The following is a 22,056-nucleotide window of genomic DNA, read 5'->3' on the forward strand; positions in this document are numbered from 1 at the left end:
GCCCGGCAGGCTCGTCAGACTCGACGCAGCAGCCCGACCTTGTCGTAGACGTCGGCGAGCGTCGCATCGGCCACCGCATCGGCGCGCGCGGCGTTCGCGGCGAGGATGCGGTCGAGCTCGGCCGGGTCGTCGAGCAGCTCGAGGGCACGTGCGCGCACCGGCTCGAATTCCGAGACGACGACCTCGGCGAGGCCCTTCTTGAAATCGCCATAACCGCGGCCGGCGTACTCGTCCTCGATCGCCGCGACCTGACGGCCGGAGAGCGCCGCGTAGATCGTCAGCAGGTTCGACACCCCGGGCTTGTTCTCCCGATCGAAGCGCACACTGCCTTCGTTGTCCGTCACCGCGCGCATGACCTTCTTCGCCGACTTGGCAGGGTCATCCAGCATCCAGAGCACGCCGGCATCGCTCTCCGCAGACTTCGACATCTTCGCTGCGGGATTCTGCAGGTCGTAGATGCGTGCCGTGTCCTTCTGGATCACCGGCATCGGCACCGTGAATGTCTCACCGAAACGGGAGTTGAACCGCTCGGCGAGGTCGCGCGTCAGCTCGACGTGCTGTTTCTGGTCGTCGCCGACGGGCACCACATCGGTCTGGTACAGCAGGATGTCCGCGGCCATCAGCACCGGGTACGTGAACAGTCCGACCGAGGTGGCGTCCGCGCCGTAGCGGGAGGATTTGTCCTTGAACTGCGTCATTCGCCCGGCTTCGCCGAACCCGGTGATGGTGCTGAGGATCCAGGCGAGCTCGGCATGCGCGCGCACATGCGACTGCACGTACAGCGTCGACTGCGACGGCTCGATACCGGCGGCGATGTACTGTGCGGCGGTGCGGCGCGTCTTCTCACGGAGCTCTTTCGACTCCTGTGCGACGGTCAGCGCGTGCAGGTCGACCACCGAGAAGTACGCATCGTAGGAGTTCTGCAGATCCCGCCACTGAAGGAGAGCCCCGATGTAGTTGCCGATCTGGAGAGAGTCGGCGGAGGGCTGCATTCCTGAGTAGAGACGAGGTTTCTTCACCGTTCAATCCTACGGGGATGACGCGGGGCGATCTGCGTGCCGTTCAGTACGAGTAGTCCACGATCACTGGGGCGTGGTCGCTCCAGCGCTGATCGTACGCAGCCGCTCGTGCCACGTGGTACGACTCGACCCTCTCGGCGAGCGACGGCGTCGCCAGGTGGTAATCGATGCGCCACCCGCTGTCGTTGTCGAACGCCTGGCCGCGCATCGACCACCACGTGTACGGACCGTCGATCTCACCGTGGAAGCGCCGCCCCACATCGATCCAGCCGAGACCGGTTCCGACGGTGCCGTCGACGCCTGTGACCTCCGAACCCGCATCACCGAGGAAGCGATCGAAGTACGCGCGCTCGCGGGGGAGGAAGCCCGCCTTCTTGCGGTTGCCGCGCCAGTTCTTGATGTCGAGTTCCCGGTGGCCGACGTTGAGGTCGCCGGTGACGAGAGCCAGCGCATCATCCCGGCTCAGCTCTTCGAGGCGGATGCCGAATGCGTCGAGGAACTTCCACTTCTCGTCCTGCTTCGGTGTATCGGCCTCGCCGGAATGCACGTACGCGCTCACGACGGTGAGTGTGCGATCGCCGAGGTGGAAGTCGCCTTCGATCCAGCGGCCCTTCGAGTCGAAGTCATCGGCGCCGAAGGTCGTGCGACTGGCCACCGCAGGGGTTCGGCTCGCGATCGCGACGCCCGCGCGTCCCTTCGCCGTCGCCTCGTCGTGGATGAACGACCAGCCGGGCAGGGCCGCTTCGATGTGCTCGTCCTGGCCGCGAACCTCTTGCAGGGTCAGGATGTCGACGTCTGCGGCATCGAGCCACCCGCTCATCCCGTTGCGGGCCGCCGCCCGGATTCCGTTGACATTGACCGAGGCGATACGCAGATGAGGCATGGGAACAAGCCTAGCCAGCGCCTCCGACACCGCGGCGCGATCGGGTGAGCTCGGCGAGCAGTCGGTGAGCGGCCGCGGCATCCGGTGTCGTGACCTTCGGCGGTTCGGCGAGGAGCTCGTCGAGTTCGGCGGCTGCCGAGCGCACCGCACGGCGTGCGCTCCACGCCCGGATCCAGCCGGCCTCATCCTGTGCCCGCCGAGCCTCGCGCAGACGGATGCGCGCGGCCACGAGCAGCGCCTGATACTCAGCGGCGATACGCTCATCCTCGCTCTGTTGAAGCAGCGGGAGATCACGATCGCGTGCGGCCACCGCGATCCATGCCGCTGCCACGAGCATGATGACGCCGTTGACGCGGAACCAGAGCAGGAGACCGACGAAGATCGCGAACGTGGCGAGCAGGGGATTGGCCGGTGTGTAGCTCAGCAGGAAGCCCGCACCGAACTGCAGGACCGTCATCGCGGCTCCGCCGAGCAGCGCTCCCGGCCAGATCGTGCGCCACCGCAGCGAGGTCCCGGTGAGGAAGCGCACCATGGCGGCCAGCGCGGCCGACAGCAGCACGAACGACACGACCACGGAGCCGATGCGGATCAGCAGGTTCACAGCGTCGGAGCCGCTGCCCCACTCCAGCAGCTCGATGAGCCAGATCAGCACCGCCGCACTGGCGTAGCTCAGTGCGGAGCCGGCGATCAGGGCGATCCCGAAGATGACGGCAGCGAAGAGATCGCGTGCTTTGAGGAGCAGGTAGCTGCGCCGATCAGGTGGCAGGCCGAACATGTCGCGGACAGCACGCCGGGAGAAGGTGACCCAGCCGATCGCCGTCCAGACGACCGCGATGAGGGCGATCAGACCGGTGATGCTGAGGACACCGGTCATATTGCCGGCGATCTCGTGCGCCTGAACCGGGGTGAGTATCTTGCTCTGCTCACTGATCAGATTGGGGACGTAGCCGTTGACGACGCCGATCAGCGCATCGACGGCATCCATACTGCCGCCGAGCCATAGCCCGGAGATGGCGAAGGTGAGGTAGATGGCGGCGAAGATCGCGAAGAGGGCCTGATAGCTCACACCAGCGGCGAGCAGGAAGCCGTTGTTCTGCAGGAAGTGGCGCCAGACACGCACCGGGAAGAGCCCGAGAGTGCGCCGGGTCAGTGCGGTGGCGCGCTCGACCGCGACGTCGAGGCGACCGGCGGGTGCATCCGCCCCAGAATCAGACACGCCCCCACCCTATCCAGGGCGGGGGCGTGTCGATGACGATGCGCGCCGTCAGCGACGTCCGCGAAGAACGGCCTGCTTGACCTCGGCGATGGCCTTGGTGACCTCAATGCCGCGCGGGCACGCCTCGGAGCAGTTGAAAGTCGTGCGGCACCGCCAGACGCCTTCCTTGTCGTTGAGGATGTCCAGACGCACGTCGGCGTTGTCATCGCGCGAGTCGAAGATGAAGCGGTGCGCGTTGACGATCGCGGCAGGGCCGAAGTACTGGCCGTCGGTCCAGAACACCGGGCACGACGAGGTGCACGCGGCGCACAGGATGCACTTGGTGGTGTCGTCGAAGATCGCACGGTCGGCGATCGTCTGCACGCGCTCCTTGCCCTTCTCGGGAATGGAACCCGCGACCAGGAACGGCTGCACCTCGCGGTAGGAGGCGAAGAACGGCTCCATGTCGACGATGAGGTCCTTCTCGAGCGGCAGGCCCTTGATCGCCTCGACGTAGATCGGCTTCGAGATGTCGAGGTCCTTGATCAGCGTCTTGCAGGCGAGGCGGTTGCGGCCGTTGATGCGCATGGCGTCCGAGCCGCAGATGCCGTGCGCGCACGAGCGTCGGAACGACAGCGAGCCATCGACCTCCCACTTGATCTTGTGCAGCGCGTCGAGCACGCGGTCGGTGGAGAACAGCTCCACGTCGTAGTCGACCCAGCGCGGCTCGGCGTCCTTCTCCGGGTCGAACCGACGGATGGTGAAGGTGACCAGGAAGGACTGGATGGCGGGGTCAGCCGCGGCGGGCGCCTCTGCGACAGCATTCGACATTTCAGTACTTCCTCTCCATCGGCTGGTAACGGGTCATGACGACGGGTTTCCAATCGAGATTGATGTGGTCGGCCGGCGTCGACGAGTGCGGGTCGCCGGTGAGGTAGGCCATCGTGTGCTTCATGTAGTTCTCGTCGTCGCGCTTGGGGAAGTCGTCGCGCATGTGACCGCCACGGCTCTCCTCGCGGTTCTGCGCCGCGTAGACGACGACCTCGGCGATGTCGAGCAGGAAGCCCAGCTCGACCGCCTCGAGCAGGTCGGTGTTGAAGCGATGGCCCTTGTCGTCGACGTAGACGTTCCTGTACCGCTCGCGCAGCTCGGCGATGACGCCGAGCATGTGCTCGAGCGAATCATGGGTGCGGAACACCTGAGCGTTGAGGTCCATCTCTTCCTGCAACTTCTTGCGGAGGACCGCGACGCGCTCGGTGCCCTTGCTGTCACGAAGCTGTTCGAGCAGGCCGGAGACGAATGCCGCGGGGTTCTCGGGCAGTGGAACGAACTCGGCCGTCTGGGAATACGCGACGGCGTTGTTGCCCGCCCGCTTGCCGAAGACGTTGATGTCGAGCAGCGAGTTGGTGCCGAGACGGTTGGAGCCGTGCACCGACACGCAGGCGCACTCGCCGGCCGCGTACAGGCCGGGAACGACCGTGTTGTTGTCGGCGAGGACTTCGGCGTTGTTGTTGGTGGGGATGCCGCCCATCGCGTAGTGCGCCGTCGGCATCACCGGAACGGGATCGGTCACCGGGTCGACGCCGAGATAGGTGCGGGCGAACTCGGTGATGTCGGGAAGCTTCGTCTCGAGCACCTCGGCGCCCAGGTGGGTGCAGTCGAGGTAGACGTAGTCCTTGTGAGGACCGGCGCCGCGGCCGTCGAGGACCTCCTGCACCATGGAACGCGCCACGATGTCACGGGGTGCGAGGTCCTTGATGGTGGGTGCGTAGCGCTCCATGAACCGCTCGCCAGAGGCGTTGCGCAGGATCGCGCCTTCGCCGCGGGCGCCCTCGGTGAGCAGGATGCCGAGACCGGCGAGGCCGGTGGGGTGGAACTGGAAGAACTCCATGTCCTCGAGTGGGAGGTTCTTGCGCCAGATGATGCCGACGCCGTCACCGGTGAGGGTGTGCGCGTTGGAGGTGGTCTTGTAGATCTTGCCGAAGCCGCCGGTCGCGAAGACGATCGCCTTGGCCTGGAAGACATGCAGCTCACCGGTGGAGAGGTCGTACGCGACGACGCCTGCGACCAGGGTGCCACCGTCATCGCCCTTGACCGTGATCAGGTCGAGCACGTAGAACTCGTTGAAGAAGTTGATGCCGAGCTTGACGCAGTTCTGGAACAGCGTCTGCAGGATCATGTGGCCGGTGCGGTCCGCGGCGTAGCACGCACGGCGAACGGGAGCCTTGCCGTGCTCGGACGTGTGACCGCCGAAACGGCGCTGGTCGATCTTGCCCTCTGGTGTGCGGTTGAACGGCAGACCCATGTTCTCGAGGTCGATGACCGCGTCGATGGCCTCCTTGGCGAGGATCTCCGCGGCATCCTGGTCGACGAGGTAGTCGCCGCCCTTGACCGTGTCGAACGTGTGCCACTCCCAGCTGTCCTCCTCGACGTTCGCGAGCGCCGCAGCCATACCGCCCTGCGCTGCGCCGGTGTGCGAGCGGGTCGGGTAGAGCTTGGAGATCACTGCCGTCTTGGCGCCGGGGCCCGCCTCGATCGCGGCCCGCATGCCGGCACCGCCGGCACCCACGATCACGACGTCGAACTGGTGGTAGTGCACACCGTCGCGGACGACGGAATCCTGTGTCTCAGTAGTCACTTCTCGTTGCTCTCTTCTCAGTTCCCGACGACGCCCGCGGCCACGCAGGTGTCCCACAGGGTGCTGCTCTCGGTCACGCCGAGGCAAGGGTCGAAGGTGAAGACGACCAGGGTGCCGAGCACGATCAGGAGCCCGGCTGCGAGGCCGACCGCCCCGACAAGGGCCTTTCGGACCTTCTCATGCGTGACGTAGTCGTTGATGATCGTGCGCATGCCGTTGCCGCCGTGAAGCAGTGCGAGCCACAGCATCAGCACGTCCCACCACTGCCAGAACGGGGTGGCGAACTTGCCGGCGATGAAGGCGAAATCGAGAGCGCGGATGCCCTCGCCGACCATCAGGTTCACGAAGAGGTGGCCGAAGATCAGCACGATCAGCACGACGCCGGAGCCGCGCATGAACAGCCAGCCCCACTTCTCGAGGTTGATCCCGCGGCGGCGGCGCGGCGGCGCTTGTACGGTCTGAGCGGACATCAGAGGCCTCCCAGTATCTCGGAGAACGCGAGAGCGAGGTGTCGACCGGAGAAGCCCGCCATCAGCACGACCCACACCGCGACGACGCCCCAGAACAGCTGCCGCTGGAAGCGGGCGCCCTTCGACCAGAAGTCGATGAGGATGATGCGCAGGCCGTTCATCGCATGGAACACGATGGCCGCGACGAGGACGACCTCGCCGATGGCCATGACCGGGTTCTTGTAGGTGCCGATCACGGCGTTGTACGCCTCGGGGGAGACCCGGATCAGTGCAGTGTCGAGCACGTGCACCAATAGGAAGAAGAAGATCGCGACTCCGGTGATGCGGTGAAGCACCCATGACCACATGCCTTCGCGGCCCCGGTAGAGGGTGCCGCGTGGCGTCTTGGAAGTGGTCTCCGAAATCGACGGTGCGGGGCGTGAGCCTGCGGACACGGTCGTCCTCCCTGATCGATACGAGGTCGGTAGCGCGCGCTGGGTCTGAGGCGACCGCAGACGTGCCCGATCGTGCTCCATCCTATTCCTGTTCAATCGCTGGGAGCGACGAAGGGTGGCCTAACTATCTCGACATCGAGATTGTTTCCGACGGCTACGCTGGGGTCATGAGCGAGCCGATCGATGACTTCTACGCCGTGATCCCCGCCGGAGGCATCGGAAGCCGGCTGTGGCCGCTCTCGCGTGCCGACGCACCGAAGTTCCTGCACGACCTGACCGGCTCCGGGCACTCGCTGCTGCGGGACACCTGGGATCGTCTGGAGCCGCTGGCCGGACCCGATCGCATCGCCGTCGTGACAGGACGCGCACACCGCGCGGCCGTCGAGGCTGAGCTTCCCGGCATCGCGGACATCAACGTCTTCCTGGAATCGGAGCCGCGCGAGTCGGCGGCAGCGATCGGACTCGCAGCGGCGATCCTGCATCGTCGCGATCCTGACGTGATCATCGGATCGTTCAGCGCCGATCACGTGATTCGCGGCACTCGGGTGTTCGAGTTCGCGGTGCGCGACGCCGTGGAAGTTGCGCGCGAGGGATACATCTGCACGATCGGTATCGCACCGACCGAGCCGGCGGTGGGCTTCGGATACATCAAGAAGGGGAAGGAACTCGTGGTCGGTGGTGCGCGTGAGGCCGCGCTCGTCGAGTCGTTCGTGGAGAAGCCCGACCTCGAGACCGCGACCGCGTACATCGCCGAGCGCAACTATCTCTGGAACGCCGGCATGTTCATCTCGAAGGCGAGCGTGCTGCTCGACGAGCTGGCGCTGAACGAACCGGAGCTGCACGCCGGACTGCTCGAGCTCGCCGAGGCGTGGGATGATCGCGAACTGCGCGGTCCTGCCGTCGACAGGATCTGGCCGGGACTCAAGAAGATCGCCATCGACTACGCGGTTGCAGAGCCTGCGGCCCGTCGCGGTCATCTCGCTGTCGTTCCCGGCCACTTCGACTGGGACGACGTGGGCGACTTCGCATCGCTCACCAAGCTCATCAGCAATGGCCGCAAGAACGACCTGGCGGTGCTGGGGCCGAAGGCGAGGGTGCTCTCGGATGCCGCGACCGGGATCCTCGTCAGCCAGACATCGCGGGTCATCAGCCTGGTCGGCGTGAAGGACATCGTGGTCGTCGACACTCCGGACGCGCTGCTGGTCACGACGACCGAGCACGCGCAGCGGGTCAAGGGCGTCGTGGAATCCCTCAAGCTCACCGGCCGCGGCGACGTGCTGTAGCACCCAGATCACCGGTCTATTGCGAGTTTGTAACCATTAACCGCAACCGTGATGTCGGATGCCGTAACACTGGGTAACTTAGCTCCACGGGGCTTTGCGATTGGCGCAGGCCAGTAGTCGTGGAGGCTTACGTGACCATTTCCACCAAGAAGCGCGCTCTCGCCGCGCTCGTGGCGACAGGCGTCGCCGTCGCACTCGCAGGCTGCGGAGCCGCTCCAGAGGATTCCGACGGCGGCGATGCCGGTGGCGAGAGCATCGACTTCCTGCCCTGCATCGTCTCCGACGCCGGCGGGTTCGACGACAAGTCGTTCAACCAGCTCTCCTTCGAGGGCGTCGTGCAGGCCGCCGATGAGCTCGGCGTCGAGTACAAGAACGTCGAGTCCAACAGCGAGACCGACTTCGCCCCGAACATCGAGAGCCTCATCTCGCAGGGCTGCAACGCCATCGTCTCCGTCGGCTTCGCGCTCTCGGCGGCGACCGTCGAGGCTGCGACCGCGAACGCGGACGTCGACTTCATCCTCGTCGACGACGCAGCGGACAACGACCTCGACGGCGAGAAGGACGCCGAGAACGTCAAGCCGCTCCTGTACGACACGGCCCAGGCCGCGTTCCTGGCGGGCTACCTGTCTGCGGGCTACTCGGAGACCGGCAAGGTCGGCACCTTCGGCGGCATGGAGTTCCCGACCGTGACTATCTTCATGGACGGCTACAAGCAGGGCGTCGACTACTACAACGAGCAGAACGGCACCGCCGTCGAGGTCGTGGGCATGACGTCGTTCACCGGTGGCTTCGAAGCCGGTCCCGAGGCCAAGTCGGTCGCGCAGAACATCGTCGACCAGGGCGTCGACGTGCTCCTGCCCGTCGGCGGTCCGATCTACCAGTCCGCACTCCAGGTCATCAAGGAGTCCGGCCGCGACATCGCACTCATCGGCGCTGACGCAGACCTGTTCGTCACCGACCCGAGCACGGAGGACTTCGTGCTGACGTCGATCCTCAAGGACATGAAGCTCTCGACCTACGAGGCGACCATGAGCAGCGCGAACGACGAGTTCGATGCAGAGGCCTACGTCGGAACCCTCGAGAACAAGGGCGTCGGCATCGCCGATCTCCACAACTTCGAGGACAAGGTCGACCCCGAGCTCTGGACCGCGGTCCAGGACCTGCAGCAGCAGATCATCGACGGTGAAGTGACCGTCACCTCGTACCTCGGCTGATCGAGAAACGAACCACAGGGGGAGGTCGGCGACCCGCCGGCCTCCCCTCGCTGTTGCCCCGGCTCCCACCGGAACCTGGGACGAGGCACCTTTGCTGATTAGGATCTGAAACATGAAGCTTGAACTGCGCGGCATAACGAAGAGGTTCGGCGCGCTGACGGCAAACGACCACATCGATCTCACCATCGAACCGGGGGAGATCCACTGCCTCCTCGGCGAGAACGGCGCGGGCAAGTCGACGCTGATGAACGTGCTCTACGGCCTCTACCAGGCCGACGAGGGTGAGATCCTGCTGGACGATGTCGTGCAGAACTTCGCCGGCCCTGGAGACGCGATGGCCGCCGGTATCGGCATGGTGCACCAGCACTTCATGCTGATCCCCGTGTTCACGGTCGCCGAGAACGTCATGCTGGGCCACGAGAAGACCCGCTTCGGCGGTCGCCTCGACCTGCCGGCGGCTCGAGCGATGGTGCGCGAGATATCCGACCGCTTCGGGTTCCACGTCGACCCGGATGCCGTCGTCGAGGACCTGCCCGTCGGCGTGCAGCAGCGCGTGGAGATCATCAAGGCGCTGTCCCGCGATGCCAAGGTGCTCGTGTTCGACGAGCCCACCGCGGTGCTGACGCCGCAGGAGACCGATGAGCTGATGGCGACGATGCGTCAGCTCAAGGAATCGGGAACCTCGATCGTCTTCATCACGCACAAGCTCCGGGAGGTCCGTGAGGTCGCGGACCGGATCACGGTGATCCGGCTCGGAAAGGTCGTCGGGGAAGCGTCTCCGACGGCCGGCAACGAAGAGCTCGCGTCGCTCATGGTGGGGCGGGCCGTCGAGCTCACTGTGCACAAGGACGCACCGAAGCTGGGCGAGGAATCGCTCATCGTGAAGAACCTCACCGTCACCGATCCTTTCGGCACGGTGCTCGTCGACGATGTGTCGTTCTCGGTGCGCGGCGGCGAAGTGCTCGTGATCGCCGGTGTGCAGGGCAACGGTCAGACCGAGGTCACCGAGGCGATCGTCGGCCTGCAGCCGCGTGTCGAAGGCAGCGTGCAGCTCAACGGCGCCGAACTGGTGGGGCGATCCGTGCGCGACATCCTCGACGACGGCGTCGGCTTCGTTCCGGAGGATCGCAGCGTCGACGGCCTGGTCAAGGAGTTCTCGATCGCGGAGAACCTCATTCTCGACCGCTCGGTCGGCGCTCCCTTCGTCAAGGCGGGCACTCTGCAGCTGCGTGCGCTCGACGAGTTCGCACGCGAGAAGATCGCCGAGTTCGACATCCGCACGCAAGGGCCGGCGCAGCAGGCGGGGCGACTGTCGGGCGGCAACCAGCAGAAGGTCGTGCTCGCTCGAGAGCTGAGCCGCGAACTCTCGCTCTTCGTGGCGGCGCAGCCGACGCGCGGCGTCGACGTCGGATCGATCGAATTCATCCACAAGCGCATCATCGAGACCAGGGACTCGGGCATCCCGGTGATCGTCATCTCCACCGAGCTCGACGAGGCGGCGGCTCTGGCCGACCGCATCATGGTGATGTATCGAGGCAAGGTCGTCGGCGTCGTGCCGGGCGACACCACACGGGAGAAGCTCGGCCTGATGATGGCGGGCATGCTCGAGTCGACCGAGGAGGCAGGCGTATGAGCGCTCCCGCACCTGGCCCGATCAAGGCCGCACCCGCGGACTTCGGCTCCACGGAACCGACCCGATGGAACAGTGCGCTGCAGCGCATCGCCACCGGCAACGGAATGATCTCGGTCCTCTCCGTGATCCTCGCGCTCGTGGCGGGGTCGATCATGATCGCCTTCACCGATTCCGAGGTGCAGCGCACGGCCGGATACTTCTTCGCACGCCCGGGTGACATGCTGCTCGCGGTGTGGGAATCGATCTCCGGCGCGTACGTCGCTCTCTTCCAGGGCGCGATCTACAACTTCCGCGTCGACGGGTTCGCTGCGGGGATCAAACCGCTCACCGAGACGCTGAAGTTCGCGACGCCGCTGATCGCGGCGGGCCTCGGCGTGGCGCTCGCGTTCCGCGCCGGCCTGTTCAACATCGGTGGCCAGGGCCAGATGCTCATGGCCGCGGCCGCCGCCGGCTGGGTCGCGACGAGCATGGACATGCCGTGGCCTCTGCACATGCTGGTCGCCATCATCGCCGGCATCATCGCCGGTGCGATCTGGGCCGGCATCGCTGGCATCCTCAAAGCCCGAACAGGCGCGCACGAGGTGATCGTGACGATCATGCTCAACCACATCGCGTTCTACCTGCTGGCATGGATGCTGGCCACACCCGGCATCTTGCAGGCGCCGGGATCCAACAACCCCAAGACCGCGGCGATGGCGGAGTCCGCCCTGCTTCCCGGCATCCTCGGATCGCAGTACAAGCTGCACGCCGGCTTCATCCTCGCGTTGATCGCGGTCGCCTTCACCTGGTGGCTGCTGGAGCGCTCGAGCCTCGGCTTCCGCTTCCGCGCCGTGGGGGAGAACCCGGCGGCGGCACGGGTGGCTGGTATCAGCGTCGGGAGGATGTACTTCCTGGTGATGGTGATCGCCGGTGGTCTGGTCGGCATCGCCGGCGTCAGCCAGGTGCTCGGCACCGTGACCAGCGGCTTCGGCAGCGACATCGACGCCGGGATCGGCTTCGACGCGATCACCGTCGCGCTGCTCGGACGTTCGACGCCGCTCGGCGTGCTGGCGGCCGGCATCCTGTTCGGCGCCTTCAAGGCCGGCGGGTTCGCGATGCAGGCCTCCGAGAACGTGCCGATCGAGATCGTCCTCGTCGTGCAGTCGCTGATCGTGCTGTTCATCGCCGCACCTCCTCTGGTGCGTGCGATCTTCGGTCTGCCGCAGCCGGGTGCTCGCAAGAAGCCCGCGAAGCCGAAGAAGCCCAAGAACCCGAAGGATCCGGCGACCAACGGCTCGCCCCGCACCGAGGAGGTGTCGGCATGACCGTCTCCGCTGAAGCTGTCGTCAGCGACGAGCAGCGCCGCGTCGCCATCACCTCATGGAAGACGCCCATCATCTTCGGCCTGTTCACGGTGCTCTTCGCGCTGCTGCCGCTGCTCGCACCCCGAGACGGTGCGAGCACGTTCCGGCTGGTGCGCTCGGCAGACGCTGCGATCCAGCTCCCCGAACTGGTGCTTCCCGCCAACGCGACCGCCTGGGTGTGCGTCGTGCTCATGGCCGCCACCACGCTGCTCGCGGTGATGTGGACGCGCGCGCAGCGCAGACTGCCGCTCTGGCTGACCGTGATCTACGTCGTGATCCTGCTGGTCGGGTTCCTCGCGTGGGCATCGGCCGGTGGCACGCTGCCGATGATCGGACTGCTGGGCGGTGCTCTCGCGCTCGCCACTCCCCTGATCTTCGGCGCACTGGGCGGAGTGATCGGCGAGCGCGTCGGAGTCGTCAACATCGCGATCGAGGCGCAGCTGCTGGCCGGCGCCTTCATGGCCGCACTCGTCGGCTCGGCGACCGGGAGCCCGTGGATCGGTCTCATCGCCGCGATGGTCGCCGGTGTGCTGGTCTCGCTCGTGCTCGCCGTGTTCGCGATCACCTACTACGTCAACCAGGTGATCGTCGGTGTGGTGCTGAACGTGCTCGTCGCCGGACTGACCACGTTCCTCTACCGCCAGGTGCTCAACGCGAACCCGGAGACGCTGAACTCGCCCCCGCTGTTCCCGGTGATCTCGATCCCCGTGCTCAGCGAGATCCCGGTGCTGGGTCCGGTGCTGTTCCGCCAGACGATCATCGTCTACCTGATGTACATCACGGTTTTCCTGGTGTGGTTCGGCCTCTACCGCACCCGCTGGGGCCTGCGCCTGCGCGCGGTCGGCGAGCATCCGCAGGCGGCGGACACCGTCGGCATCAAGGTCGCACCGACCCGCTACTGGAACATGATGCTCGCCGGCGCGATCGCCGGGATGGGCGGTGCGTTCTACACGCTGGTCACCAACCCGCAGTTCGGCCGTGAGATGACGGCGGGCGCCGGTTATATCGCACTCGCGGCCGTGATCTTCGGCAAGTGGGACCCGGTGCGCGCCACCCTGGCGGCACTGCTGTTCGGGTTCGCCACGAACCTGCAGGGTGTGCTGTCGGTCATCGGATCGCCGGTGCCGAGTCAGTTCATGCTGATGCTGCCGTACGTCGTCACGATCTTCGCCGTGGCCGGTCTGGTCGGGCGCTCGCGTCCGCCGGCGGCATCCGGCGAGCCATACATCAAGAGCTAGAGGACAGATGACTGACATCGACTGGGATGAGCTGCGTCAGGTCGCCACCGACGCCATGCACAAGGCGTACGCGCCGTACTCGCGGTACAAGGTGGGCGCGGCCGCTCTCGTGGACGACGGTCGTATCGTCGCCGGCTGCAACGTGGAGAACGCCTCCTACGGCGTGACGCTGTGCGCCGAGTGCGCGCTGGTCGGCGACCTGCACATGTCCGGCGGCGGGCGTCTCGTGGCGTTCGTGTGCGTCAACAACGATGGGCAGACCATCATGCCGTGCGGCCGGTGCCGTCAGCTGCTGTTCGAGCACTCCATGCCCGAGATGCTGCTGGAGACCGTGTCCGGCATCCGCACGATCGATGAGGTGCTTCCGGATGCGTTCGGACCGCGCGACCTGGAGGATGTCCGATGAGCGCAAAGCCGACTGCTGAGCCTGTCGAAGCACGAGGCGCCTTCGAGCCTTTCGACGCGATCGACGTCATCCGCGCGAAGCGCGACGGCGCCGAGGTTCCTGAGCCCGCACTGCGCTGGATGGTCGATGCTTACACGCGCGGCTACGTATCGGATGCGCAGATGGCCTCGTTCGCGATGGCGGTGTTCCAGCGCGGCATGCAGCGCGATGAGATCCGTGTTCTCACCGACGCCATGATCGCGTCGGGGGAGCGGATGAGCTTCGCCTCCCTCGGCAAGAAGACCGTCGACAAGCACTCCACCGGTGGCGTCGGCGACAAGATCACCCTGCCGCTCGCACCCCTGGTGGCATGCTTCGGCGTCGCCGTCCCGCAGCTCAGCGGGCGCGGCCTCGGGCACACCGGCGGCACGCTCGACAAGCTCGAGTCGATCCCCGGCTGGCGTGCGGCGCTCAGCAACGAGGAGATGTTCGCGCAGATGCAGGGCGACGTCGGCGCGGTGATCTGCGCCGCGGGTTCGGGCCTTGCGCCTGCCGACAAGAAGCTCTACGCGCTGCGCGATGTCACCGGCACGGTCGAGGCTATCCCGCTGATCGCGTCGAGCATCATGTCGAAGAAGATCGCCGAGGGCACGGATGCTCTGGTACTCGATGTGAAGTTCGGCTCCGGCGCCTTCATGCAGGACATCGACCGTGCTCGTGAGCTCGCACGGACGATGGTCGCGCTCGGCACCGATTCCGGAGTCGCGACGACGGCGCTCCTCACCGACATGAACGTGCCGCTCGGTCTCGCGATCGGCAATGCCAACGAGGTGCGCGAGTCCGTCGAGATCCTCGCAGGCGGGGGGCCGGCCGACGTGCGCGAGCTCACTGTCGCGCTGGCACGTGAGATGCTCGCCCTCGCGGGAGTCCAGGATGCCGACGTCGAGGCCGCTCTGGATGACGGGCGCGCCATGGACAGCTGGAAGGCGATGATCCGCGCACAGGACGGCGATCCGGATGCTGCGCTGCCGACCGCGCGTGAGACGCATGTCGTCACGGCTCCGGCCGACGGCGTCGTGACGCGGATGGACGCCCTGCCGTTCGGCATCTCGGCGTGGCGCCTAGGAGCCGGGCGCGCCCGCGCCGAGGATCAGGTCGTCCACGCCGCGGGCATCGATCTGCACGCCAAGCCCGGCGACCGCGTCACTGCCGGTCAGGCCCTGTTCACGCTCTCCGCAGACGACGACGCGCGCTTCTCCCGTGCCCTCGAGGCGCTCGACGACGCATGGTCCATCGGAGACACCGCGCCCGAGATCGGGCCACTCGTCCGCGAGCGCATCACCGCGTAGGCTGGAGTCTCACCGCTCGCTGAGACTGGCGAAGCGCCGGTCTCTGAGAGGACGAATTCCCATGTCGATCGCTTCCGACGGTGATATCAAGATCGAGGGCGTATCGCTGCGGTCGCTGCCGAAGATCTCGCTGCACGACCATCTCGACGGCGCTGTGCGCCCGGGCACGATCGTCGAACTGGCGGCGGAGATCGGCCTGGAACTGCCTGCGGGCGACGCCGAGGGTCTCGGCGACTGGTTCACGAAGCGGAGCGGATCCGACTCGCTCGTGGACTACCTGGAATCGTTCGACTACACCGTGGCTGTCATGCAGACGGCCGAGAACCTCACGCGCATCGCCCGCGAGTTCGTCGAGGACCTGGCGGACGACGGCGTGATCTACGGCGAGGTCCGCTGGGCACCGGAGCAGCACCAGTCGGGCGGACTCTCGCTCGACGACGCGGTCGAGGCCGTCCAGCAGGGGATCGAGGACGGCGAGGACGCCGTGGACCGCAGCGGGCGCAGCATCCGCGTGGGGCAGATCCTCAGCGCGATGCGTCAGAGCGATCGATCGCTTGAGATCGCCGAGCTCGCCCTGGATCATCGCGAGAGCGGCGTGGTCGGCTTCGACATCGCAGGCCCGGAAGACGGCTACCCCGCCTCCGATCATCGTGAGGCGTTCGATCTGCTCGCCGAGAACTTCTTCCCGGTCACCGTGCACGCAGGCGAAGCGGCGGGACTCGCGTCGATCCGCAGTGCACTCCTCGACGGGCGGGCGCTCCGCCTCGGTCACGGAGTACGCATCGTCAGCGACCTCGACGTGATCGATCGGGACGGAGACGAGGTCCAGGTCAAGTTCGGCGACCTCGCACGCTGGGTTCGCGACCGGGAGATCCCGCTCGAGCTGTCGCCTTCGTCGAACGTGCACACCGGCGCGATCGAGGCATGGGGCACCGAGCTCGCCGATCACCCGTTCGATCTGCTCTACCAGCTGGGCTTCGCCGTCACGGTGAACGTCGACAACCGCACGATGAGTCGCACGTCCCTCACCCGTGAAATCGCGCTGCTCGTCGACGCCTTCGGCTACGACCTCGATGACCTCGAGGCGTTCCAGTTCAACGCGGCATCCGCGGCATTCCTGCCGATCGAGGAGCGCGAGGAACTCGTCGAGATGATCGCCGACGGTTTCCAGAACTCCTGACGCGGACCCCGGAGCCATGACCGCGCCCGCTGTCTTCATCGCCGGTCCTGCATCCTGGAACTCGATCGTCGTCCTCGATCGTCTGCCGGAGCCGACTCCGCACATCCAGTTCGCCGAGGACAGCTGGGAGACGGTGGGCGGGACGAGCGCGGGCAAGGCGCTGAGTCTCGCAGCCCTCGGCACGCCGGTGACGCTGTACGCGCTCGTCGGCGACGATGAGCCGGGCAGGCGGGTCCGCGCCGCGCTCGGTGCGGCCGGAATCGAGGTTCGGTGGGGTTCGAGCGCGGCCACGGAGCGGCACCTGAACCTGATGACTCGAGCGGGGGAGCGAGTCTCGATCTACGTCTCAGGGGTCGACGAGCAGTCCGGCGCGGTCCCCGATGACGTGCTCGCGGCCATGGCGGATGCCGAGATCATCGTGCTCGATCTCGCGGCAGAGCCGCTGCGGCTGCTTCCGCTCGCGAAGGCGAGCGGAAGGCCGGTGTGGGTCGACGTGCACGACTACGACGGAGAGGCGGAGTTCCACAGACCGTTCCTCGACGCGGCGGATGCGGTGTTCTGCAACGCCGATCGGCTGAGTGACCCCGTCGGATTCCTGCGCTCACGCGTCTCGTCCGGGGCGTCGTTCGCAGTGTGCACGCTCGGCCCGGAAGGCGCGGTGGCAGTCGACGTCGACGGTGAGACCTATCGAGTGGATGCCGTGCCGGTGGACGTCGTCGACACCAACGGCGCAGGTGACGCCTTCTTCGCAGGAGTCCTGGCTGCACGGCTGGCAGGCGCCGCGCTGCCGCAGGCGCTCGCGTCCGGCGCGGCGTCGGCATCGACGGCTCTCGGCAGCAAGCACCTGCACCCGCTGTTGGACGGCGTGCCCTGACCGTGGACCTGCCCTGACCGTGGTCAGCGCGGCCGCGCCACGACCTGCGGATGCGTTCTCAGATACTCCTCGAACGCTTCACGGCTCGTACGGGCCGGGGTGAAACCGAACTCGTCCTTCAACCGGGCATTCGACAGCACCGGCCGGTAGCGGAGGAAAGGAACCTTCTCTGGTCCGTGCTCTGTGAGGCGCAGCATCCGCCCGGCTCTCAACATCCAGGCGAGCGCGGATGCCGGCACGGTGAACAAGGGCTTGCCGAGCCGATCGGCGAGCTCCGGCACGGTCATCCGCCCGTCGCCGGCGACGTTGAAGACCCCCGCCGGGCCATCCGTCGCCGCGCGCACCATGGCGGCGGCGACGTCATCAACCCACACGAACACGAACGGCGAGTCCGACCCCGCGATCCGCAGGATGCGGCGCCCGTTCCAGAGAGCGGTGATCTGGTTCTGAACGGTGGGGCCGAGGATCGTGCCGATCCGGAAGACCACCTGCTCCAGTTCGGGATGCGCCGATCTGTATCCGGCGAGCATCTCCTCGACCAGGCGCTTGTGCCGCGAGTACGAAAAGGCATCATTGCCGCGCAGCGGCTGGTCCTCGTCGATCCACTCCGGGTTGTCCGGGTGGTAGCCGTATGCCGCCCCTGAGCTGGAGACCACGATGCGGCGCACACCGCTCAGAGCACACGCGGCCAGGACGTTCGCCGAGCCTTCGACATCCACGCGGTAGTCGAGATCCACATCACGGCCTGGGTTGACGATCGCCGCGAGGTGCACGACGGTGTCGATGCGGTGCTCACGGAGCACAGGCGCGATGGCCGCGGCATCCGTCACGTCGAGGACGACGGGCAGGACGCCCGGCGACACGGCGCCGGCTCTGAGGTCGGCCGCAACGACGAGTTCGACGTCGCCTCGCGCGGCCAGCGCCGCCGCGACGTGCGACCCGAGGAACCCGCCGCCGCCGGTGATGAGCACGCGTGTCACGGCGCGGCCTCGACGGCTGTCTTCCCGGTGCTGTCGCCGGTCGCATTGCCGGTGCGCCGCCTGGTGTGCCGCGCCCAGAGTCCTGCGAGCACGAGTCCGGCGACGATGTCCCAGATGCCCCACCAGCCGGCGACGATCGCCATGCCGCCGAGACCGCCGAAGAAGGCGAAGACGAGTCCCAGACCGAGCCCGGCGTTGCGGATGCCGACCTCGAACGTCATCGCCTTGCGCTCCCGCGTGCCCAGGCCGCCGAGGACCGCAGTGCCGTAGCCGAGCGCGAGCGCTGTGGCATCGTGCACGGTCACCACGAGGACCACGATGCCGAGCACCGAGATGAACACCGCCCAGTTGCCGACCAGCGCGCCGATGATGAAGCCCACGAGCGCGAGCAGACTGAACCACTTCACGAACGGCTGCACGCGCGCCGCGAAAGTCGGGAGCTTCGCGCGCAGCAGCAGCCCGACCGCGAAGGGCAGGCCGACGATGAGGAAGATCTCCAGCAGCATCTTCCACGGGTCGAGCGCCACCTCTCGCAGCAGGTCGCGGGCGGTCGGATGCAGCGACCCCCAGAAGGCGATGCTCAACGGCATCGCCACGATGTACACGAGGTTTCCGACCGCCGTCATCGACACCGACAGTGCGACGTTGCCGCCGGAGCGATGCGTGAGCACCTGCGAGATGTTGCCGGGCGGGCAGCATGCCACGAGGATCATGCCGAGCGCCATCGACGGTGTCACCGGAAGCACGAGGGTGAGCAGGAACGTCACTACGGGCAGCAGGAGGAGCTGTGCCAGGATCGCGATGATGAAGGGCTTCGGATGCCGTGCCACCACGCGGAAGTCGCTGGGTGCGGTGTCCAGGGCGATGCCGAGCATGATGAGCCCGAGCACGATGTTCAGGATCGTGAGGGTTCCCGGCGTGAAGCTCAGGACGACGTCGTCGACGTTCATCGCGTCTGCTCCAGTGCCTCGCGTTCGTGGCGGACGGCCGCGCGGTAGGCGTGGTTGTTCACGTAGTACGACATCCTGGCGAGCCCGAGATAACGGTAGCCACCGGTGACATCAGGCCACGGGCTGCCGGTCACGCGGTCCCGGAACCGCACGGCCTGCTCCGGCGCGTTCTCCGCTGCGGCGAGGTAGCTCGCCAGCAGTTCGGCCTGCTCGTAGCGGCCCTGCCAGCCGATGCCAGACGCCTCGATCATGCCCATCAGGTACAGGCCGTTGAAGGACGCGGGGAACATGTTCAGGAACAGTCGCGGCGAAGACCCGCGCCACTGCAGGTGCGCCCGGTCGACGAACGGGTAATCGAGGCGGTATCCGGTCGCGAGCATCACGAGGTCGTAATCGCCGCCGGAACCGTCGCGGAAGCGGACCGTGTGACCGTCGAACCGTTCGACATCGGCGCGCACACGCAGGTCACCCTGCCCGAGGTGGTTCAGTACCATCGTGTTCACGATCGGGTGCGATTCGTAGATGCGGTAGTCGGGCTTGGGGAATCCGAAACGAACCGGGTCGCCGGTGAACGCCTTCAGCACCCGGGAGTCCACTGCCTGCTTGATGCGTGCAGGCAGCGGCTTGCCCTGGTTGAGGGTGTCGCTCGGCCTGCCGAACAGATAGCGCGGAACGAAGTAGTAGCCGCGGCGCACGCTCATGTCGACTGATGCGGCGTGGTGCACGGCATCCACCGCGATGTCGCACCCCGAGTTGCCCGCACCCACGATGAGCACGCGTCTGCCGTCCAGCTGCGCGGCGCTCTTGTATGCGCTCGTGTGCATGAGCTCGCCGGCGAAGTCTCCATCGAAGGAGGGCACGTTCGGCTCCGCGAGCGTGCCGTTCGCGATGATGACCCCGGCGTACCAGCGCGTGCCCACTCCGTCCGGACCCGCGTGAGCGAGGTCCCATCCGCCGTCGCGCGGTTCGAGCAGGGTGACGCGCGTGTCGAAGCGGAACAGCGAAGTGAGCCCGAAATGGTCGGCGTACGAGCGGAAGTAGTCGCGCAGCACCCGATGGCTCGGATAATCGACGCCCGAAGCCATCGGGAACTCGGCGAATTCGGTCGTCGTGCGGGACGAGATGAGGTGCGCGGACTCGTACATGGTGCTGCGCGGGTTGGTGATGTCCCAGAGGCCGCCGACGCCGTGCGACGCCTCGAAGCCGTCGACCTCGATGCCCTGCACCTGCAGCGCTCGCGCGATGGCAAGGCCGGACGGCCCAGCGCCGATGACGGCGTATCTGCTCATGATGCTCCCCGCACGACGCTGTGCTCGATCTGTCGCCCCCAGGCTCGATCGTAGCGGCATCGTCGTGCGGGAAGTCGTCAGAGGGCGCGCAGCTCCTGTTGTCTCGCGGCGAAGGCCTCGTGCACGGCGGCGAAGAGCGGATGCTCCGGCTCCAGGCCTGTGACGGTGGCGGTGAGTACATCGGCGTCCTCAGAGCGCAGCATCCGCTGCAACTCCACGGACTGCTCATCCGATTCGTCGTCGAATGCGACGGCCGCAGCGACGGCGGCGACGAGCGCAGAGGTCGAGAGCCCGCGCTCCGCGGCCTGGACTGCTGGGCCGATGAAGCGCTCGTTGCGGGAGAGCTTGCGCAGCGGCTGGCGGCCGACCCTCTGCACGGTGTCGACCAGCTCCGGGTTGCGGAATCGCTCGAGGATCGTGGCGCGGTACTCGGCGAGCTCGACGGGATCGAGCCCGTGCACGGCGCTGAGCACCGCTGATGTCTCCTCCAGCGCTGCACCGACTCTCGCGGCGATCGACGGATCGGCGAGTGCATCCGAGATGCGCGCGTGACCAGCCTGCGCGCCGAAGTACGCGGTCGCCGCATGGCCGGTGTTCACGGTGAACAGCTTGCGCTCGATGTAGGGGCCGAGATCGTCGACGAAGTGCGCGCCGGGAATGATCGGCAGATCCCCGCCGAACGGTGCGGACTCGATCGCCCACTCGAAGTACGGCTCGACCGTCACATCCACGCCGCCGCCGTCGGGCTGTGCCGGCACGATGCGATCGACGGCCGTGTTCGCGAACGCGGCGCGACCCGTCACGGACGGATCCAGCTTGTCGATCTCGGCACGCAGCAGATCCGTGGCGCCGATCGCGTTCTCGCACGCCATGATCTTCAGCGGAGCGAGGTCGGGGGAGCGGCGCTTGAGTCCTTCGACGATCGCGGGGGCGATGAAGCGCAGCACAGTCGGGCCGACGGCGCAGGTGACGACATCGGCGGTCGCGACCTCGTCGGCCACGGCATCCGGGTCTGTCCGGCTGTTCACCGCGCGGTAGCCGCTGACCTTTCGATCGACGCCGCCGGGGCCCGCCTCATGAACGGTGTACGACTCGGTGGCGTTGATCGCGTCCACCAGGGCGTCAGCGACATCCGAGAACACCAGGTCGTACCCGCCCTCGTGCAGCAGCAGCCCCACGAAGCCGCGCCCGATGTTGCCGGCGCCGAAGTGGACGGCCTTCATCCTTCGTTCACCGCCGACAGGAGCGCGTACAGCTCGTCGGGGGTGCCGGCGGCATTGAGCTTGGCGACATCATCCTCGTCCGAGAACAGGATGGCGATCTGGGACAGGATCTCGAGGTGCTCGTCGCCCCGTCCGGCGATGCCGATCACGAACGTGGCCTCATCTCCTGCCCAGTCCACACCGCCGTCGTAGCGCACGACCGAGAGACCGGAGTCGAGGATGGCCTCCTTCGTCTCGTTCGTGCCGTGCGGGATCGCGAGGCCGTTGCCCATGAACGTGGACACGGTCTCCTCGCGCTGACGCATGGCATCGACGTAGGCGGGGGTGACGGCGCCGGCGGCGACGAGGATGTCGGTCGCCTCCTGCAGCGCCTCGTCCTGGGTGGCGGAGCCGGAGTGGATGCGGACCTGTCCGATTGACAGAACGGCCATGATGTTCCTTTCTGAGGTGGGGCGGATGCTGTTCGCATCCGCCCC

General features: G+C 66.9%; 21 protein-coding genes. 9 read left to right on the plus strand and 12 right to left on the minus strand.

Annotated features, from left to right (window positions below):
* Positions 1-14 precede the first annotated feature (14 nt).
* The 7 genes from trpS to sdhC are packed head-to-tail and all read right to left on the minus strand — an operon-like array spanning position 15 to position 6,639.
* Positions 15-1,019, minus strand: a complete 1,005-nt coding sequence (gene trpS / locus J1M43_RS05905) for a tryptophan--tRNA ligase (RefSeq protein WP_084595832.1) — start codon at positions 1,017-1,019, stop codon at positions 15-17.
* A 43-nt stretch (positions 1,020-1,062) separates the two neighbouring features.
* A complete protein-coding gene (locus tag J1M43_RS05910) occupies positions 1,063-1,902 on the minus strand; it encodes an exodeoxyribonuclease III (RefSeq protein ID WP_033106822.1) in 840 nt (279 codons plus the stop codon).
* Between the two features lie 10 nt (positions 1,903-1,912).
* Complete coding sequence (locus tag J1M43_RS05915) at positions 1,913-3,118, minus strand: YihY/virulence factor BrkB family protein (protein ID WP_033106823.1); 1,206 nt, start codon at positions 3,116-3,118, stop codon at positions 1,913-1,915.
* A 48-nt stretch (positions 3,119-3,166) separates the two neighbouring features.
* On the minus strand, positions 3,167-3,928 hold the full coding sequence (locus J1M43_RS05920; RefSeq protein ID WP_033106824.1) for a succinate dehydrogenase iron-sulfur subunit: 762 nt from the start codon (positions 3,926-3,928) through the stop codon (positions 3,167-3,169).
* Between the two features lies 1 nt (position 3,929).
* Positions 3,930-5,735 carry a succinate dehydrogenase flavoprotein subunit gene (gene sdhA / locus J1M43_RS05925; protein WP_033106825.1) on the minus strand — a complete coding sequence of 602 codons (1,806 nt, stop codon included), beginning with the start codon at positions 5,733-5,735 and terminating at the stop codon, positions 3,930-3,932.
* Between the two features lie 17 nt (positions 5,736-5,752).
* Complete coding sequence (locus J1M43_RS05930; protein ID WP_033106826.1) at positions 5,753-6,205, minus strand: succinate dehydrogenase hydrophobic membrane anchor subunit; 453 nt, start codon at positions 6,203-6,205, stop codon at positions 5,753-5,755.
* A complete protein-coding gene (gene sdhC / locus J1M43_RS05935; protein WP_268746249.1) occupies positions 6,205-6,639 on the minus strand; it encodes a succinate dehydrogenase, cytochrome b556 subunit in 435 nt (144 codons plus the stop codon). Before sdhC ends, J1M43_RS05930 begins: the two co-directional genes overlap by 1 nt.
* 167 nt (positions 6,640-6,806) lie before the next feature.
* Here sdhC and J1M43_RS05940 point away from each other — a divergent pair, with 167 nt between their 5' ends.
* The 9 genes from J1M43_RS05940 to J1M43_RS05980 all read left to right on the plus strand — a co-directional run bounded on the left by J1M43_RS05940 (position 6,807) and on the right by J1M43_RS05980 (position 17,138).
* The gene (locus tag J1M43_RS05940; RefSeq protein ID WP_033106828.1) at positions 6,807-7,922 is read left to right on the plus strand and encodes a mannose-1-phosphate guanylyltransferase; all 1,116 of its coding nucleotides are present in this window, start codon (positions 6,807-6,809) and stop codon (positions 7,920-7,922) included.
* Positions 7,923-8,053: 131 nt separating this feature from the next.
* Positions 8,054-9,136 (plus strand): BMP family protein, encoded by a 1,083-nt coding sequence (locus tag J1M43_RS05945; protein ID WP_206476257.1) that lies wholly within the window; start codon positions 8,054-8,056, stop codon positions 9,134-9,136.
* A 112-nt stretch (positions 9,137-9,248) separates the two neighbouring features.
* Positions 9,249-10,769, plus strand: a complete 1,521-nt coding sequence (locus tag J1M43_RS05950; RefSeq protein WP_033106829.1) for an ABC transporter ATP-binding protein — start codon at positions 9,249-9,251, stop codon at positions 10,767-10,769.
* The gene (locus J1M43_RS05955) at positions 10,766-12,073 is read left to right on the plus strand and encodes an ABC transporter permease (RefSeq protein ID WP_084595834.1); all 1,308 of its coding nucleotides are present in this window, start codon (positions 10,766-10,768) and stop codon (positions 12,071-12,073) included. The genes J1M43_RS05950 and J1M43_RS05955 overlap by 4 nt, the downstream gene beginning before the upstream one ends.
* Positions 12,070-13,350 carry an ABC transporter permease gene (locus J1M43_RS05960; RefSeq protein ID WP_033106830.1) on the plus strand — a complete coding sequence of 427 codons (1,281 nt, stop codon included), beginning with the start codon at positions 12,070-12,072 and terminating at the stop codon, positions 13,348-13,350. Before J1M43_RS05955 ends, J1M43_RS05960 begins: the two co-directional genes overlap by 4 nt.
* A gap of 7 nt (positions 13,351-13,357) precedes the next feature.
* Positions 13,358-13,756: a cytidine deaminase gene (locus tag J1M43_RS05965; protein ID WP_033106831.1), complete on the plus strand. Its 399-nt coding sequence runs from the start codon at positions 13,358-13,360 to the stop codon at positions 13,754-13,756.
* On the plus strand, positions 13,753-15,084 hold the full coding sequence (locus J1M43_RS05970) for a thymidine phosphorylase (RefSeq protein WP_206476259.1): 1,332 nt from the start codon (positions 13,753-13,755) through the stop codon (positions 15,082-15,084). Before J1M43_RS05965 ends, J1M43_RS05970 begins: the two co-directional genes overlap by 4 nt.
* A 61-nt stretch (positions 15,085-15,145) precedes the next feature.
* Positions 15,146-16,264 (plus strand): adenosine deaminase, encoded by a 1,119-nt coding sequence (locus tag J1M43_RS05975; protein WP_033106833.1) that lies wholly within the window; start codon positions 15,146-15,148, stop codon positions 16,262-16,264.
* A 16-nt stretch (positions 16,265-16,280) separates the two neighbouring features.
* Positions 16,281-17,138 (plus strand): carbohydrate kinase family protein, encoded by an 858-nt coding sequence (locus J1M43_RS05980; RefSeq protein WP_033106834.1) that lies wholly within the window; start codon positions 16,281-16,283, stop codon positions 17,136-17,138.
* Positions 17,139-17,161: 23 nt separating this feature from the next.
* On the opposite strand, the gene J1M43_RS05985 is transcribed toward J1M43_RS05980, so the two are convergent.
* From J1M43_RS05985 to J1M43_RS06005, 5 genes are all read right to left on the minus strand, one after another.
* Positions 17,162-18,118 (minus strand): SDR family oxidoreductase, encoded by a 957-nt coding sequence (locus J1M43_RS05985; RefSeq protein WP_033106835.1) that lies wholly within the window; start codon positions 18,116-18,118, stop codon positions 17,162-17,164.
* Positions 18,115-19,068, minus strand: coding sequence for a bile acid:sodium symporter family protein (locus J1M43_RS05990; RefSeq protein WP_033106836.1), 954 nt, complete (start codon positions 19,066-19,068; stop codon positions 18,115-18,117). The genes J1M43_RS05985 and J1M43_RS05990 overlap by 4 nt, the downstream gene beginning before the upstream one ends.
* Positions 19,065-20,357, minus strand: coding sequence for an NAD(P)/FAD-dependent oxidoreductase (locus J1M43_RS05995; RefSeq protein ID WP_033106837.1), 1,293 nt, complete (start codon positions 20,355-20,357; stop codon positions 19,065-19,067). Before J1M43_RS05995 ends, J1M43_RS05990 begins: the two co-directional genes overlap by 4 nt.
* A gap of 77 nt (positions 20,358-20,434) precedes the next feature.
* Positions 20,435-21,580, minus strand: a complete 1,146-nt coding sequence (locus J1M43_RS06000) for a mannitol-1-phosphate 5-dehydrogenase (RefSeq protein WP_033106838.1) — start codon at positions 21,578-21,580, stop codon at positions 20,435-20,437.
* Positions 21,577-22,011, minus strand: a complete 435-nt coding sequence (locus J1M43_RS06005) for a PTS sugar transporter subunit IIA (protein WP_033106839.1) — start codon at positions 22,009-22,011, stop codon at positions 21,577-21,579. Before J1M43_RS06005 ends, J1M43_RS06000 begins: the two co-directional genes overlap by 4 nt.
* Between the last annotated feature and the right edge of the window lie 45 nt (positions 22,012-22,056).

The sequence above is a fragment of the Microbacterium sp. KRD172 genome (assembly GCF_017168295.1).
Taxonomy (GTDB): Bacteria; Actinomycetota; Actinomycetes; order Actinomycetales; family Microbacteriaceae; genus Microbacterium; species Microbacterium profundi.

What these genes read in the sequence shown, in the direction of transcription:
- J1M43_RS05980 (WP_033106834.1), top strand. Translation starts at nt 16,281, where the DNA reads ATGACCGCGCCCGCTGTCTTCATCGCCGGTCCTGCATCCTGGAACTCG.
- J1M43_RS05955 (WP_084595834.1), top strand. Translation starts at nt 10,766, where the DNA reads ATGAGCGCTCCCGCACCTGGCCCGATCAAGGCCGCACCCGCGGACTTC.
- J1M43_RS05910 (WP_033106822.1), bottom strand. Translation starts at nt 1,902, where the DNA reads ATGCCTCATCTGCGTATCGCCTCGGTCAATGTCAACGGAATCCGGGCG.
- J1M43_RS05940 (WP_033106828.1), top strand. Translation starts at nt 6,807, where the DNA reads ATGAGCGAGCCGATCGATGACTTCTACGCCGTGATCCCCGCCGGAGGC.
- J1M43_RS05965 (WP_033106831.1), top strand. Translation starts at nt 13,358, where the DNA reads ATGACTGACATCGACTGGGATGAGCTGCGTCAGGTCGCCACCGACGCC.
- J1M43_RS05995 (WP_033106837.1), bottom strand. Translation starts at nt 20,357, where the DNA reads ATGAGCAGATACGCCGTCATCGGCGCTGGGCCGTCCGGCCTTGCCATC.
- J1M43_RS05975 (WP_033106833.1), top strand. Translation starts at nt 15,146, where the DNA reads ATGTCGATCGCTTCCGACGGTGATATCAAGATCGAGGGCGTATCGCTG.
- J1M43_RS06000 (WP_033106838.1), bottom strand. Translation starts at nt 21,580, where the DNA reads ATGAAGGCCGTCCACTTCGGCGCCGGCAACATCGGGCGCGGCTTCGTG.
- J1M43_RS05950 (WP_033106829.1), top strand. Translation starts at nt 9,249, where the DNA reads ATGAAGCTTGAACTGCGCGGCATAACGAAGAGGTTCGGCGCGCTGACG.
- J1M43_RS05930 (WP_033106826.1), bottom strand. Translation starts at nt 6,205, where the DNA reads ATGTCCGCTCAGACCGTACAAGCGCCGCCGCGCCGCCGCCGCGGGATC.
- J1M43_RS05990 (WP_033106836.1), bottom strand. Translation starts at nt 19,068, where the DNA reads ATGAACGTCGACGACGTCGTCCTGAGCTTCACGCCGGGAACCCTCACG.
- J1M43_RS06005 (WP_033106839.1), bottom strand. Translation starts at nt 22,011, where the DNA reads ATGGCCGTTCTGTCAATCGGACAGGTCCGCATCCACTCCGGCTCCGCC.
- J1M43_RS05920 (WP_033106824.1), bottom strand. Translation starts at nt 3,928, where the DNA reads ATGTCGAATGCTGTCGCAGAGGCGCCCGCCGCGGCTGACCCCGCCATC.
- J1M43_RS05960 (WP_033106830.1), top strand. Translation starts at nt 12,070, where the DNA reads ATGACCGTCTCCGCTGAAGCTGTCGTCAGCGACGAGCAGCGCCGCGTC.
- J1M43_RS05970 (WP_206476259.1), top strand. Translation starts at nt 13,753, where the DNA reads ATGAGCGCAAAGCCGACTGCTGAGCCTGTCGAAGCACGAGGCGCCTTC.